Origin of the sequence: Streptomyces sennicomposti (assembly GCF_019890635.1) — a bacterium.
Taxonomy (GTDB): Bacteria; Actinomycetota; Actinomycetes; order Streptomycetales; family Streptomycetaceae; genus Streptomyces; species Streptomyces sennicomposti.
In genome coordinates this window covers 36,024-51,390 of the sequence record NZ_JAIOAB010000052.1, presented here as the reverse complement: position 1 = coordinate 51,390, position 15,367 = coordinate 36,024, and the positions used below count along the sequence as shown (strand labels likewise).

Annotated in this window: 9 protein-coding genes; 3 read left to right on the top strand and 6 right to left on the bottom strand. The window is 70.4% G+C overall.

Annotation, left to right across the window (positions count from 1 at the left end; all coding sequences use genetic code 11):
• Both K7787_RS24355 and K7787_RS24350 read right to left on the bottom strand, forming a co-directional pair.
• A partial coding sequence (locus K7787_RS24355; protein ID WP_223002947.1) for an ABC transporter substrate-binding protein occupies positions 1 to 919 on the bottom strand: 919 nt, incomplete at its 3' end.
• 594 nt (positions 920 to 1,513) lie between these two features.
• Positions 1,514 to 3,688 (bottom strand): elongation factor G, encoded by a 2,175-nt coding sequence (locus K7787_RS24350; protein WP_223002946.1) that lies wholly within the window; start codon positions 3,686 to 3,688, stop codon positions 1,514 to 1,516.
• An 875-nt stretch (positions 3,689 to 4,563) separates the two neighbouring features.
• Between K7787_RS24350 and K7787_RS32165 the strand changes: the two genes are divergently transcribed.
• Positions 4,564 to 4,698: a DUF6408 family protein gene (locus K7787_RS32165; RefSeq protein WP_267907361.1), complete on the top strand. Its 135-nt coding sequence runs from the start codon at positions 4,564 to 4,566 to the stop codon at positions 4,696 to 4,698.
• Between the two features lie 57 nt (positions 4,699 to 4,755).
• Here the strand turns inward: K7787_RS32165 and K7787_RS24340 are convergent, their stop codons facing one another.
• The 4 genes from K7787_RS24340 to K7787_RS24325 form a co-directional block, all read right to left on the bottom strand.
• On the bottom strand, positions 4,756 to 6,855 hold the full coding sequence (locus K7787_RS24340; protein ID WP_372456685.1) for a DUF2075 domain-containing protein: 2,100 nt from the start codon (positions 6,853 to 6,855) through the stop codon (positions 4,756 to 4,758).
• A 211-nt stretch (positions 6,856 to 7,066) separates the two neighbouring features.
• A complete protein-coding gene (locus K7787_RS24335) occupies positions 7,067 to 8,956 on the bottom strand; it encodes a DUF2075 domain-containing protein (protein WP_223002943.1) in 1,890 nt (629 codons plus the stop codon).
• 228 nt (positions 8,957 to 9,184) lie between these two features.
• The gene (locus K7787_RS24330; protein WP_223002942.1) at positions 9,185 to 10,987 is read right to left on the bottom strand and encodes a pectate lyase-like domain-containing protein; all 1,803 of its coding nucleotides are present in this window, start codon (positions 10,985 to 10,987) and stop codon (positions 9,185 to 9,187) included.
• Between the two features lie 450 nt (positions 10,988 to 11,437).
• Positions 11,438 to 12,676 (bottom strand): L,D-transpeptidase, encoded by a 1,239-nt coding sequence (locus tag K7787_RS24325; protein ID WP_009191528.1) that lies wholly within the window; start codon positions 12,674 to 12,676, stop codon positions 11,438 to 11,440.
• A gap of 350 nt (positions 12,677 to 13,026) precedes the next feature.
• On the opposite strand from K7787_RS24325, the gene ctaD reads away from it, so the two are divergent.
• Together ctaD and K7787_RS24315 are read left to right on the top strand one after the other, a co-directional pair.
• Positions 13,027 to 14,778, top strand: coding sequence for an aa3-type cytochrome oxidase subunit I (gene ctaD / locus K7787_RS24320; RefSeq protein WP_223002941.1), 1,752 nt, complete (start codon positions 13,027 to 13,029; stop codon positions 14,776 to 14,778).
• Between the two features lie 3 nt (positions 14,779 to 14,781).
• The gene (locus K7787_RS24315; RefSeq protein ID WP_223002940.1) at positions 14,782 to 15,345 is read left to right on the top strand and encodes a hypothetical protein; all 564 of its coding nucleotides are present in this window, start codon (positions 14,782 to 14,784) and stop codon (positions 15,343 to 15,345) included.
• Positions 15,346 to 15,367 lie beyond the last annotated feature (22 nt).

Sequence of the window (15,367 nt, the reverse complement as noted above, 5' to 3'; positions counted from 1 at the left end):
CGCCGGACTGCACGGGCACCGGGGCGATGCCGTAGTCGTCCTCGCTCATCCCCTGGTTCTTCAGGTTGGCGGAGGCGGACTGCCACAGCAGCATCGCGGTGTTGCCCTTGGCGAAGTCGCTGACGGACTGGTTCTGCGCGTACTCGGCGTTGCCCTGCGGGATGACCTTGTCCTTGGCCATCAGGTCGACGTACTGCTTGACCGCCGCGACCGCGTTGTCGTTGGCGAAGTCGGGCTTGCCGTCGGCGGTGAAGAAGTCCGCACCGTGCTGCTTGGCGAAGACGAACACGTGGTGGATGTTCTCGGAGACGTTGGCGCCCTCGGCGCCGAGGACGTTCTTGCCCCTCGCCTGGATCTTCTTGCCGTCGGCGACCAGCTCGTCCCAGGTGGCCGGGGGCTTGGAGATGCCGGCGTCGGCGAAGATCTTCTTGTTGTAGTAGAGCGCGTACGCCATCGAGTACAGCGGCACGGCCGCCGGGTCCTGGCCCTGGACGCCGGTGGAGCCGAGGGCGGAGTCCACGAAGCGGTCCTTGCCGCCGATCTTCTCGAAGTTCTTCGCGTCCCACGGCAGCAGCGCGCCGGTCGCCTGGAGGGAGGCGCTCCAGGTGTTGCCGATGTTCAGCACATCGGGGCCCTGGCCGGAAGTCGTCGCCGTCAGGATCCGGTTGAGGAGATCCGACCAGGGCACGACCTCGAACTTCACCTTGATGCCCGTCTGCTTCTCGAACTTGTCGAGTTCGGGCTGGAGGACCTTCTTGTCGACCTCGATGCTCGTGCCCTGGTTGGAGGCCCAGTAAGTGAGCGTCTTCGGCGAGTCGTTGGACCCTCCGCCGGTCGACGAACCGCCTCCGCAGGCCGAGGCGGCAAGGGCGAGAGACATGGTGACGGCGCCTACGGCCGCGGCTCGGATGCTGCGCATGGCTCCTGGTGTCCCTTTCCGGGAGTCGAGAACCCGAGGAGACCTCCGGAGGCCGACGCGACTTATGTCCCCGTTCGACTTCCGAAGCACCTCATGGCTTAATTTAGGACGTGAGTTAAACCTCCCGAGGCGGGTCCGTCAAGGGATGCGACAGGGGCTAATCGGCCGAGGGGTGGAACGGGTGCCCAAGTGCCGTGCGCGCCGGGGCCGTTCAAGGCGTCTGACCTGCGCGGGAAGAGACTTCGGGCCACAGTGCAACGGTTGGGTATCGGCGGGCCGCGCGGGGGTGCGGGCGGGGGCCGGCGCGACGCGCCCGGGGCGGGAGCGGCTGGGCGATCGATCACCGCCTGGTGACGGAACTTCCGCCCTCTGTCCTGGTACTTCGTTCACGCCGAGGAGAATTTCACGGCCGGGAGCGCCCTTCCAGGGCTCGTTCCGTTCACTTCCTGAAGCGGGTGCCGCGTCAACGGCGCGGACAGCGCGGGCGGTTGGCGTCGTACTGCGGGCGTGCGGCGTCGTACGCGCTGCTCGTAGGCGGGCGTGACGGGGGCCGGGCCCTCCCGCGGGATGCGGGAGGGCCCGGCCGACGTGTGCCTATCCGGCCTGGGCGGACGCGTTGGCCGTGGCCTGCGCCGGTACCGAGGCCGGGTCCGGCGCGGGGGCGTAGCCCGCCGGGCGGGCCGTGAAGGTGCCCCGGCCCTGGGTGCGGCCGCGCAGACGGGTGGCGTAGCCGAAGAGGCCGGCCAGCGGCACGGTGGCCGTGATCACCGCCGTGCCGCCCCGTGCGGACTGGCCGGAGATCCGGCCGCGCCGTGCGGCGAGGTCGCCGAGCACCCCGCCCACGGCGTCCTCGGGCACGGTGACCGTCACCTCGGCGACCGGCTCCAGCAGGCGCAGCGCGCAGGCACGCAGCGCCTGCCGCAGCCCGAGGCGTCCCGCCGTGCGGAAGGCCGCCTCCGAGGAGTCCTTCACATGGGTCGCCCCGTCCGTCAGGGTGACCCGCACACCGGTCACCGGATGGCCGCCGAGCGGTCCCTCGGCCAGGGCGTCACGGCACCCGGCCTCGACCGCCCGGACGTACTCCTGCGGCACCCGGCCGCCGACGACGGCCGACCGGAAGACGAACCCGTCGCGGTCGGCGGCCGACCGGCCGACACCCTCCCGCCCGTCCACGGGCGCGACGGACCCGACCGAGTCGCCGTGCCCGACGGCCGCAGCGGGCTCCAGGGGCTCCACGTCCAGCACGATGTGGGCGAACTGTCCCGCCCCGCCGTCCTGTTTGACGTGCCGGAAGACGAAACCCGGCACCCCGCGCACCACGGTCTCGCGCAACGCCACGCGCGGCGCGCCGACTTGGACGTCGAGACCGTGTGTACGGCGCAGCGTCTCGACGGCCACCTCCAGATGCAGTTCGCCCATGCCCGAGAGCACGGTCTGCCCGGTCTCGGGGTCGGTCCGCACGACCAGCGAGGGGTCCTCCTCCGTGAGCCGGGCGAGGGCCGGGCCCAGGCGGTCGGCGTCTCCGTTGCGCCGGGCCTCGACGGCGACCGACACCACGGGCTCGGCCGTACCGGGCGGTTCGAGGACGAGCGGGGCGGCGGGATCGCACAGAGTCGCCCCGGCCCGCGCGGACTTCAGCCCGACCACGGCGACGATGTCCCCGGCGAGCGCGCGGTCGAGCGGCGTCCGGCGGTCGGCCTGGACGCGCAGGATCCGGCCGACGCGCTCGGTGCGCCCGGCGGTGGCGTCGTACACGGTGTCTCCCTTCTCCAGCGTCCCCGAGTACACCCGGAGGTAGGTCAGCCGCCCGGTGGAGGTGGCGTGCACCTTGAAGGCGAGCGCGGCGAACGGCGCCCGCGGATCAGCGGCGCGTTCCTCCGCCGCGCCGCCGTCGCCGTACGTCCCGCGCACGGCGGGGACGTCGAGCGGCGAGGGCAGGTAGGCCACGACGGCGTCGAGCAGCGGCTCGATGCCCCGGTTGCGGTAGGCGGAGCCGCACAGCACGACGACCGCCTCGCCGGTGCGGGTCAGCTCGCGCAGCGCGGCGACGAGAGTGGACTCGGTGAGGGCGTCGGTCGCGCAGAACTCCTCCAGCGCGCCGGGGTGCCGTTCGGCCACGGCCTCTTCGAGAAGCCGCCGCCGGTGTGCGGCCGCCTCGCGCAACGTGTCCGGCACAGGGCCGAGGTCGGCGGGGCCGCCGTCGTCGGGCCAGGTCAGCGCGCGCATCCGCACCAGGTCCACGACGCCGCGGAAGCCGTCCTCGGCCCCGATGGGCAGGTGTACGGCCAGCGGGGCCGGGTGCAGCCGCTCCCGGACGGAGGCGACGGCGGCGTCGAGGTCGGCGCCGGCCCGGTCCATCTTGTTGACGAACGCGATCCGCGGCACGCCGTGCCGGTCGGCCTGCCGCCACACGGACTCGCTCTGCGGTTCCACACCCGCCACCGCGTCGAACACGGCCACCGCCCCGTCGAGCACGCGCAGGGACCGCTCGACCTCGTCGGCGAAGTCCACGTGTCCGGGTGTGTCGATGAGGTTGACGCGGTGCCCGTCCCAGGCGCAGCTGACGGCGGCCGAGAAGATGGTGATCCCGCGCTCGCGCTCCTGCGGGTCGAAGTCGGTGACGGTCGTCCCGTCGTGCACCTCGCCCCGCTTGTGGGTGGCGCCGGTGACGTACAGGATCCGCTCGGTGACGGTGGTCTTGCCGGCGTCGACGTGGGCGAGGATGCCGAGGTTGCGGACGACGGCGAGGGGGTTCCTGATGGTGCGCACGGCCCGTGGCCTTTCGGAAGCGTTCCGGAGAAGGGCGGCGCGATTCACGCACGGGGACACACCCGGGCCACCCGCCGGTGAGCGGCGGGTGTGCACACGTGGGACGGGTCAGCCCTCCGACACGTGTCTCCGGTGCCGGCCGCGCAGCGGGCACCGGAGAACCGAAGACACCAGGATCACCTCGAACCGCGACGGGGAGACGACGGCAACGGTGCGGTTGCGGTCACGCACGGCCGGTCTCCCCTCACTGGTCACGGTGCGCGCGCCGCCTCCGGTGAGACGGCGCGCGAGGTGATGGTGAGTCTAGGGAACCGCTCCGCCGCCGGGTAGCGAATTTGCCGCCCGGCAGACGGAGACACCTGACTGTGCGTCAGCCTCCGCCCCGTGAGGTTGGTTCCCTGGCGCCCCATGGTGAAGTCGGTGCGGCGGCCAGCCCTCACCCCACCCTCCGGGCGCCACCGGGTCCGGGAAGTGAGTGCCCAGACGCCTCCCGCGCGGGTGGCGCCCAGGACAGGGCCGCTCTCCCGCAACCACGGATGGCTGCTCCACAACTCGGCATTGTCGTCTTGGATCACTGCCACCGCACCCGCCTCGTCCGCGACGGCCACGACCAGCGCGTCTCCCTTGGCCTCCGTCCCGGCCGGCGGCTGGTTGCCGTCTCGCATCCCAAGCGGTGGCCGAAAATCATGACCGGCTCTTCGAGAGTGCACTACCGTGTCTCGTGCTGCGCACCTTCCCGGAGGGTACGTCGGCGGTGTTCAGGCGCCGGCTCTCGGCCGTGACTGGAGTGGTTTCCGCTGCGTGGTTGCACGCGGTGTGAGTGCGGATGCCCGGTAGGGCGGTCCCTGCCATTCCCAGCTCACGCCAAGGAGTGGATGTCCGTGAACCCCGTTGAGTACAAGCCTGCACGTCGTGACCGGCTTCGCGAGATTCTGGTCGACGTCGCCGCGGGTGTCGCCACCCAGCTCGTGGTGGCGGGCCTGACGGCGGCAGCGCGCCTGCTCTTCTGACGCAGGCCAGTGGCGGGCCCGGAGAGCCCGCCACTTCCGCTTGATCGTCCGTGTCCCTCAGAACAGGCGCAGATCGGGTGCCTGCGGGCCCATGTTCTGGCCTCTTCTGCGGGCGCGTCGTCCTCGGCGGGGCCGGGGCAGGTGCGGTACGCGTGCTTCCGCCGGCAGGTTCTCCCAAGTGGGACGCAACCCATGCACCTGAACCTCGCCGACCAGACCCTTCAAGTAGCTGCGGGTCTCCTCGTCCGTGGAGTAGAGCACCGTCGCACGGCTCGCCCGGGTCATCAGCACGTGGTAGGCGTGCCGGACCAGCCGGGCGAACTCCTCGTCGTCGACGCTGCCGGCTCTCACCTTGGGGTCGAACGAGCCCGGGACGGCGACGCGCTTGACACCCGTCTCCGGATCTTTGCGCTCCTTGCCCCGCCGGAACACCCACTGGCCGTCCCGGCGCACCATGTCCTCACCCATGATCACGCCGCACCAGTCCCACTCGAGCCCTTGGGCCGTGTAGACGCAACCGATCTGGCCGAGACCGTTCTCGTGCACGGACCAGATCTTGCACGGTGGCACTCCGTTCTCGCAGAATGCGTCGCTGTCCGCGTTCCACGGTCTGTGCCAGTCACCGATCCGTACGTCGTTCTCCAGGCGCCTCTCCCTGCCGAGCGGCTTCGTCCACGGCCAGCAGTACCCAGCGACGAGGCGGGCGGACGCCCCGGCGAGCGCTTCGGTGTGGATGATGCGTTCGAGTTCTTCCGGGCTGTCCGCCACTTCGACGTGCATCAGTCCGTCCGGCGTCCACTGCTCCGGCTCTCCGTCCGTCACGCCGAGCAGGGCACGCACCCAGCGGATGTAGGCGTCACTGCCACCACAGCGGAACTGCTCCCGCAGCTCGTACCGGAGGAGATTGGCCCCGTACCGCCGCGCGGCGTCCTCGACCAGTTCCGCGGTGCCCACCTCGTTCGGTCGCACACACTGCCCCTCGTCGAGGAAGAACACCGTCAGGCGGGACGCGCCGAGGAGTTCGTCGATCTGGGGCTTGGTGCCCTGCTGCTCCGGTTTCCAGAACCTGTTGGTCGAGCGTTCGCGCAGGCGGTGCGCCTCGTCGCAGATCAGCACGTCGAGGGGCGGGTCCGGCGGGGTGACGAAGTTGCTGAAGTAGGTGAAGCTCTCCTTGAACTCGCGGTCCCCGTAGCCGACGTGTTCCTGGATCGCGCCGTTGAAGGCCCTGCTCCCGCTGGCGTACTTGACCGTACGGCCGTCGGACTCCAGCTCCGCCTTCAGCTGAAGGCCGATAGCGCTCTTCCCTGTGCCGGCACCACCGGTGACCAGGAAGATCACACGTCGCTCATCCGGCACGAGGGCGGGGCGGTGCGGATCGGGGAGGATCTTGGAGGCAGTGTCCAGGATCTCGTCGGCGACCTGCTTCTGCCGACCGCGCAGGGTGAAGACCGTGTCTTCTCCACAGGATCGGATCATCGCGTCGAGCAGAGGCGTGTTGCGCAGACCCATGCTCTGCAGCAATAACTCGGCTGCAGAGGCGCCGCCCTCCTCGGCGAAGTGCTTGCGCAGATCGGACAGCAACTGCTCGCGCCGGTCATTGGTGTAGACGCGGGCGTAGGGGCCGGTCGGCGCATCCACGTCGACCAAGGGCCGGACAGAGGCGTCGGTGGCGTTGTGCAGGTAGGCGAAACCGCCGCACTCGAAGTGCAGCCCGTGCAGTGGCCCCCTGTCACCCGTGAACGCAGCGTAGTACTCGCGCAACTGCAGAGCGGGATGCTTCTTCTTGCCCATTCCCGGCACGTGCACCAGTTCCGCCGTGGCTCGTTCGACTCTGGTCACCATCGACCAGCGCTTCAGCTCCACCAGCTGAACCGACAGGCCGCCCTCCTCCGGGTGGTGGCCCACGAGGACGACGTCGATGAGCCTCGGGTCACCGGGGCGGTCGGCCTCGTCGAGGGTGGCAGCGCATTCGACGATCATCTCCACGTTCCCGCGACCGGCGGCGACGAGGTCCCCGGCGAGGTGCACGAGACTCTCGGCCCACGCCGAGCGTTCCGACAGCGAGGCATCCGCACCTCGGAAGTGCCGCCACCGAGCGGCCAGATGGGGCACCATGCGGCGCCTTGAGTTCAGGGTCAGCAGATCCTGCGCTGCCAACCTCAAGAGGAGCATGGACACGAGGTGGTCCCCCAGGGCACGAGTGACTCGTGCGGGTGGGGGCGTGTCCTCATGGGAAGCCCGTCGGGCCGCGATCCGTACCCGGGATCTTAAAGGGACCAGCGCCTGCCGACGGCAACGACGCCGCGGTCGACGCGAGGAGCGTGGCCATCATGGCCGGATCGTGTGCTGCGTGGCGAGAGGTTCTCCCTCACACGACGGATACCGGCTGCTCCTGTCGGCCGACGACCAGTTCCCGCAACTTCTCACGCGTCTCCGGGTCCGTCGAGTACACGATGGTTCCGATCATGCCCCGGGTCAGCAGCACCTTGTAGGTGTTGCGGATAAGACGGTCGACGTCGGCGTCCGAGGTCGACTTCCTGAAGACCGGGTCCTTGGAGGCCGTTCGGTCCGTGACCCAGCGGTCTCCGCGCCACACCAGGTCAGGGCCGATGATGACACCGGACCAGTCGTACTCGAAGCCCTGTGCGGTGTAGACGCAGCCGACCTGGCCGAAGCCGGCCGGGTCGGTGGCCCACAAGGCGGACGGCGGGGCGCCGGAGACGGAGCGTTCGCCACGGAGGTTCCAAGGGCGGGCCCAATCACCGATGCTCACATCGGCCGGTAGCGGGTCGCCCGGCTTGGGCTCCGGGGACCAGGGCCAGCAGTAACCGGCGGACATGCGTGCGCCGTACCCCTGAGCCCGTCGCGCCTCCAGGAACTCTTCAAGCTGCTGCGGGCTGTCGGCGACGAGCAGTTGCATGCGGTCGTCGGGTTCCCACACCACCGGTCCGCCCGGCTGAAGACCGAGGAGGCGCACCACCCAGCGCAGGTAGGCGTCGCTGCCACCGCAGCGGAACTGACTCTCCAGCGGCACCACATGGCATTCGAGCCCCTTCGTGGCCGCAGCCGCCTTGATCTCCTCCACAGTGCCCATCTCACCGGGACGCACCACCTGGTGCTCGTCGAGCAGGAAGACAGGCACGCGGGCGACGTCGATCAGTTCGTCGATCTGCCGCTTGCCGGTCCGGTGCGCCGCCGGTGTGTAGCGGTTGGCCGAGGTCTCGCGGATCCGGTGGGCCTCGTCGCAGATCAGGACGTCGAGGGCGTTCTTCTCGGCCGTCATGAAGCTGTTGAAGTACTTGAACAGGTCCTGCACCTCGCGCTTGCGCGTGCCGGCGACCTTCCGCATCGTCTTGGTGAAGGACTGGGAGCCGGTCGCGTGCAAGGCGGGGACCCCCTGCCGGTACAACTCCCCGAGCAGAGAGAGCGCGATGACGCTCTTGCCGGTGCCGGGGCCACCGGTGACGACCACTACCTCCTTGTGGTCGGACTGCTTGGCCTTGCGGACGGCGTTGAGCACCATCCGGTATGCGACCTGTTGCTCGTCCAGGAGCACGAACTGCTCACGCTCACGCACCTCCTGGGCCGCTACCGACATCAGCTGCTTGGACGGCACCGTCCTGCCCGCTTGCAGCTCGTCGGCCGGGCGTGCACCCGACACTTTGTCGCTGAGCCTGGAGCGGAGATGGTCGATGAACTCACCACGCCGCTCCCCGGTGAACAGCTGACCACGGTTGTCGAGTTCCACCGCCCGCAGGGCGCCCACACCGAATTCGGTCGCGTTGTGCAGATACGCCACGCCACTGACGCGGCTCGGGTGCTCGGCCACCGCGCCGTTGAAGTTGACGAGGTACTCGCAGTAGCGGCGCACCTGCTCGATGGGATTGAGGACGGGGTGTGCGTAGGCATCGATCCGGCAGAGAGCCGGGTCGTCCTCGTCGGGCTCGGCTTGGCTCCACTGCTTCAGCTCGACGACGACGTAGGACGGCTCGCCCGTGACGGGGTGCACTCCGGCGAGCACGGCGTCGGCGCGCTTGCTGTTCAGCGGGAGCGCGTACTCCAGCATCACCTCCACCTCACCGAGCCCCGCGTCGTTGAGTACGCCCGCCAGTGCGGGGATGCTCCGCTCCCAGGAACGGACCTCGGAGGCACCGGGGCGGTATCCGTGCATGTGGACGAACTGCTCGGTGAGATGGAGGTACAGCGAGCTGTCCAGTGCCCTGGCAGCGATCGTGTGTGCGGAGTCGCGGAACAGCAAGGACTTCCCCCAGGCAGCACGAAGTAACTCGTGCGGGTGGGGGCGTGTCCTTCGAGACTCCACCGAGGTGGAGCGGAAGCCCGTCGGGCCGCTATGACGATGTGATCAAGAATACCCGCCTGTTCTCGGTGAGGGACGGTGCCGGAGCCTCCGCGCCGACGGGGGTCCCGGCAAGACGGTGTGGCGTAGTACGTCTCGTAGGCGGTGGTGCGATGCCCGCGAGGTGGGTCAGACGGTGCCGACCCTGTTCGTGTACGACTTCATGCTGTAGGTCGCGAAGCCGTTCTGGACGGGGTCGCCCGTGTCGTTGACGCAGTGCAGGATGCCGCCGCCGCCCGCGCCGTTGAGGCAGACGGTCATCAGCGAGGTGAGGACGACGCCGGGGGTGTCGGGGACCTCGTAGGCGCGGTCGGTGTAGATGTTCGCGTTGAGGTTGAAGAAGGCGTAGCTGCCCAGGCCCCACGCATGGTGGTCGGTGACGTGGTCGCCGACCTTGTAGGCGGCGAAGCCGTTGGTGCCGCCGTGCCGCCAGGCCGACTGGGTCGGGACGTCGTACGGGTGCTCGTTCTGGAAGAAGTAGGTGCGGCCCCGGTCGCCGTTCCAGAGCACCTCGTAGTTCTGGTGGTGCTCGACGAACAGGCCGTAGGCGGTGACCCGGTCGCCGTTGACGAGGAAGCCGACGCCCGCGGGGTTGACCGCCCAGCCGACCGAGCCGTCCAGGCCGTGGTCGGCGCGCCAGGCCCACACGTGGTCGACGATCACGTCGTTGCTGTCGATCTGGATGCTGACCTTGGTGCCGCCGGGGACGGCGCCGCCGATGCGCGGGAAGATGTCGAAGAGCGCGGTGGGCCGGTGCGCGTGGTTCTTCCGGGTGCGGCCGTCGCCGACGCGCAGCAGTACGGGGGAACTGGCGGAGGCGGCCTCCAGGATCACGCCGGCGACGGAGACGTCATCGATGTCGGCGACCTCGATGAGCGAGTTGTTCCTGACGGCCTGGAGGGTGGCCAGACCGAGGCCGAGGACGACGGTGCCGGGCCGGGACACCCGCAGCGGTGCGGTCAGCGGGTAGACGCCCGGGGTGAGCAGCAGGTGTTTGCCCCTGGCGAGCGCCGCGTTGATGCTGGCGGCGGAGTCGCCCGGCTGTGCGACGTGGAACTCGGTCAGCGGGATGCTGTGGCCGGCGGCCGGTCCGTGGGTCCAGGAGGCGCCGGTGCTGTCGCGGCGCAGCGCGGGTACGAAGACGTGGTAGGCCCCGCGCCGGTCCACGGTCAGGAACGGCTTCTCCCGGACCACCGGGGTGCGGTCCACGGTGGTGTAGGGCGGCGTCGGGAAGGATGTGGCGGGCGCGCCCTGGACGCCGACGAAGACCATGTTCCAGTTGGCGCCGGTCCAGCTGCCGATGGTGTCGTTGCGCGAGAGCCACTGCTGCTGCGAGCCCGAGTCGATCTGGCCGTCCACCACGCTGTCGGCCAGGAACCCGCCGCTGGACCACCCGTTTCCGGGCGGGCTCGGCATGAGGATCATGTCGCCCTTGACGTGGACCCGGCGCATCGGTGCGGCCTGGGCGACGGCCCAGCGGTCCAGTCCGTCCGGCGGCACGATGGTCAGGTTCTCGGCGGCCCGCCAGAAGTCCTGGGTGCCGTTGCCCTCGAACCACTGCGCGTCGACGGTCACATGGCCGTTGATCACGACGTCCTCGGGGCTCGCGCCGAGTCCCAGTACGTGGGTGTAGAAGCCGACGTTGATCTCGACGTTGTACGTGCCGGGCCTGAAGGCCAGGGCGTACCGCTCGGTGCCGAACTGGTTGGACTCCTGGACGGCGAACACGGCGTCGATCTGTGCCTGGATCGCCGCGTCGCCCATCGAGGGGTCGAAGACCAGGACGTTCTTGCCCAGACCGGCCGTCCCGTGGCCGGCGGGGCCGTGGCCGCCCGGGCCGAGAGCGGGGGTGGCGGGGGACGACGCGAGGGCGGGTCCCGCGGTGACGCCGGCCAGCGGCATCGCTGCGGCGGCGGCCGCCCCGCGGAGCATGGCACGACGAGAGGGAATGACGGACACGGCTCTCCCTGAACATGGTGGGCAGACGGGGCCGCGGCTGGTCCCCAACCGCGAGAGAGCGCTCTCAGCCACGGAGTGAATCATCGCCGGTATGCGGCGTCAACAGGTCCGGACCATTAACAGCGCGCCCCACGGGCCGAGTTGCGGCGCGCGGGGCGAGGTCGGGTGCTCGTGCGCCCGACGGGTCGAGGGACCGCGAGCGTCGACGCCGGCGGCTGCGCGCCGCCCGGCCCGGGGCCGATCCGGCACCGCCCCGACGCCGCGGACGGCGGCCGACGCGGTCCCCCTCGACGCCGCAGGCGGCGGCCGACGCGGTCCCCCTCGACGCCGCGGGCGGCGACCGACGTGGTGTCGGCCGCCGCCCGGCGGAGAGGAGCGCACGCTCAGGTGCGTACAGGAGTACCCGGCGTCAAGGACCCGGCGTCAGCCGTTCGTGCCGCCCGCGGTCCACTGGCTCCACGGCACGTTCCAGTCGCTGAGGCCGTTGTCCGGGGCCAGGGGTGTGCTGACCTTGGAGTTCTTGACGATCACGACGTCGCCGATCATCGAGTGGTCGAAGAACCACGCGGCGGGCTGCTTGGGGTCGCCGCCGTCCCTGGCGTCCTTCAGGCCCACGCAGCCGTGGCTGGTGTTGACCTTGCCGAAGACCGAGGGGGCGCTCCAGTAGTTGCCGTGGATGAACGTGCCCGAGTCGGACAGGCGCATGGCGTGCGGCACGGACTCGATGTCGTACGCGGGCTTGCCGTCGTCCGTCGTGAGGTTGACGCTCGAGGCGTTCATCCGGATGTGCCGGAACTTCTCGGAGATGACCATCTGGCCGTTGTACGTCGGGTGCTCGGCGCTGCCCGAGGAGATCGGCACGGTCTTGAGGGTCTTGCCGTTCCGTACGACGGTCATCTGCTTCGTCCGGGCGTCGACCGTGCTGATCTGGCTGCGGCCGATCTTGAACGTGACCGTCTTGCGGACGCCGTGGGAGTCGAGCGTGACGGTGACGGTGGAGCCGGGCTTCCAGTAGCTCTGGGGGCGGAAGTCCAGGCGGCCGTCGTTGAGCCAGTGGCCGACGACCTGCTGGCCGCTGCTGGTGCTGACGTGGATCTTCGACTCCACGGCGGCCTTGTCGGCGACCATCTTGTCGAAGGTCACCGTCACGGGCATGCCCACGCCGACGGTCGAGCCGTTCTGCGGCGACACGTGTCCGACGAAGTCGTTGGCCGGGGAGAGCGTGCTGATCGTGGCGTTCGCGGTGGCGGAGCGGCCCTTGGCGTCCGCGGCCTCGGCGGCGATCTGGTAGCGGGTGGCCCGCTTCAGCGCGCCGTCCGGCTGCCAGGACGTGCCGTCGGCGGACAGGGTGCCCGGGATCTCGGCGCCGGTCGCGACGGCCGTCATGGTCACCTTGGTGAGCTTTCCGTCACTGACGGTGACCTTCACGGGACCGTCGACTGCGACGTTGTGGGCGCCCTGCCCCGGGGTGATCTTTATCCGGGCGTCGGAAGCGTCCTGGGCAGCCGTCGGACCCACCGAGGCGTGCGCCTTCGGAGGGCTCCCGGCGTCGTTGCCGCCGGTGGCGGCGCTGGCGGTGCCGCCGAGGGCCGTGGCTGCGAGCACGCCGCCCAGTACGCCGGTCGCCGCCGCCACCCTGGTGCGTCGTTGTGCCGTGGTCAAACGCTTCTCCCATGCCTTGGTCTTCGCATCTCACTGGAGGCGGCGACTCCCCGGGGGAGGCGCACCTCTCGAACCACCTTCGCATCCAAACGTCCGAAATGGACCCATTGTGGTGAATGACACCCGAGGCTTCCCGGGTCTCCGACGCCGCGGCCGCCGGGGCTGGAGGTCCCTGTGCGGTGGGCCCGTCGGAGGCCCTCGCAGGGACTGTTCGGCCCTATCAGGACCCCCCGCCCCCGCGACGATCATGGGGCGGCGGCCGGCCGGGCCTGGTCCGAGTGTGTGCGGAGCGGGTGTCTCCGGCTCGTCGTCGTGTCGATGGAGCGAGCAGGATCGGGAGGCACCGTCCGGTGGACGAGGTGCGGGCAGAACAGGCGGCGGCAGTGCCGCCGGGGGACGGGATCGCGGCGGCGGACGGAGGGCGGGCGACACCGGCCCGCGGGGCGGAGCGCGCCTCCGCGCGGCCGTCCTGGATCGAGTGGCTGACCACCACCGACCACAAGAAGATCGGGACGATGTATCTCGTCACCGCCTTCGTGTTCTTCATCGTCGGCGGGGTGATGGCGCTGCTGATGCGCGCCGAACTCGCCCGACCCGGCCTGCAGTTGATGTCGAACGAGCAGTTCAACCAGGCGTTCACGATGCACGGCTCGATCATGCTGCTGATGTTCGCGATGCCGCTGTTCACCGGGTTCGCCAACTGGATCATGCCGTTGCAGATCGGCGCACCGGACGTGGCCTTCCCGCGGCTGAACATGCTCGCCTACTGGCTGTTCCTGTTCGGCTCCTCGATCGCCGCGTTCGGTTTCCTGACCCCGGACGGGGCCGCCGACTTCGGCTGGTTCCTGTACGCGCCGCTGTCGGACGCGGTGCACTCGCCGGGGCTCGGCGCCGACATGTGGATCATGGGCGTGGCGCTGTCCGGCTTCGGCAGCATCCTCGGGGCGGTCAACTTCATCACCACGATCATCTGCATGCGCGCACCGGGCATGACCATGTTCCGGATGCCGATCTTCGTGTGGAACGTGCTGCTGACCGCACTGCTCGTCCTGATCGTCTTCCCCGTGTTGGCGGCGGCGCTGTTCGCACTGGAGTGCGACCGCAAGTTCGGCAGCCACATCTTCGACGCGGCCAACGGCGGCGCGCTGCTGTGGCAGCACCTGTTCTGGTTCTTCGGGCACCCCGAGGTGTACATCCTGGCGCTGCCGTTCTTCGGGATCGTCTCCGAGGTGGTGCCGGTCTTCTCCCGCAAGCCGATGTTCGGCTACATGGGCCTGGTCGGCGCGACCATCGCCATCTCGGGCCTCTCGGTCACCGTGTGGGCGCACCACATGTACGTCACCGGCGGGGTGCTGCTGCCGTTCTTCTCCTTCATGACGTTCCTGATCGCGGTGCCGACCGGGGTGAAGTTCTTCAACTGGATCGGCACCATGTGGAAGGGCTCGCTGTCCTTCGAGACACCGATGCTGTGGACGGTGGGCTTCCTGGTGACGTTCGTCTTCGGCGGGCTGACCGGCGTCATCCTGGCCGCGCCGCCGCTGGACTTCCACGTCTCCGACTCGTACTTCGTGGTGGCGCACTTCCACTACACGGTGTTCGGCACGGTGGTGTACGCGATGTTCGCCGGATTCCACTTCTGGTGGCCGAAGTTCACCGGCAAGATGCTCGACGAACGGCTCGGCAAGATCACCTTCTGGACGCTGACCGTCGGCTTCAACCTCACCTTCCTGGTACAGCACTGGCTGGGCGCCGAGGGCATGCCGCGCCGCTACGCCGACTACCTCGCCGCCGACGGCTTCACCACCCTCAACACCCTGTCCACCATCGGGGCGTTCCTGCTGGGCCTGTCGATCCTGCCGTTCTTCTACAACGTGTGGCGGACCGCGAAGTACGGCGAGCGGGTGCACACCGACGACCCCTGGGGCTACGGCCGTTCGCTGGAGTGGGCCACCTCCTGCCCGCCGCCGCGGCACAACTTCACCTCCCTGCCGCGCATCCGCAGCGAGTCCCCGGCGTTCGACCTGCACCACCCGGAGATCGCCGCGCTGGACGCCGCGGCCGGGACCGGCGCCGCCGTCGAGGCCGAAGCGGCGGCGAGGTAGGCCATGGCACACGCCGTCGCCGCGCTCGGCGCCGCCGCGCTCACCGCCGCCGGGTGCGTCTGGTACCTGCCGGCCCTCGCCGACCTGCGGGCCGGCGCCGACCGGCCCGACTCGCGGCGCATCGCGGCGGCGGCCTGCCTGACCGGCTGGTCCGGCGCGGGCGTCCTGGCCGTGCTGCTGCTGGTGGCGGAGGGCTGGTGGACGCCGCTCGCCGCGGCCGCCGTCGGGGCCGCCGCCACGATCGCCCTGCGCCTGTACGCCGTCGTACGGCGGCGGCGCGAGGAGCGGGAGGCGGCCGGGCAGTGGGCGCGGCTGGGGTACGTCCCCTCGCCCGCCGGTCCGGGCCGCTCCCGCCGTGCCGTCGCGGCCGTCGTGGGGTGCGGCGCTGCGGCGGCCGTGGCCGTCGCGGTCCTGCACGCCGCCTCGGGGCCGGACGGCGACGCGGCGTGGCTGACTGCCGCGACCCCCGCCGCGGTCCTGGGCGTGTTCCTCGCCGCGGCGGCCGCGTACGCCCGCGCGGGCCGCCAGCACACGCCGGCGCCGGGCCGGCAACGGGTCGGGCGCTGACGCGCCCGCTGCCCCGGCCAGC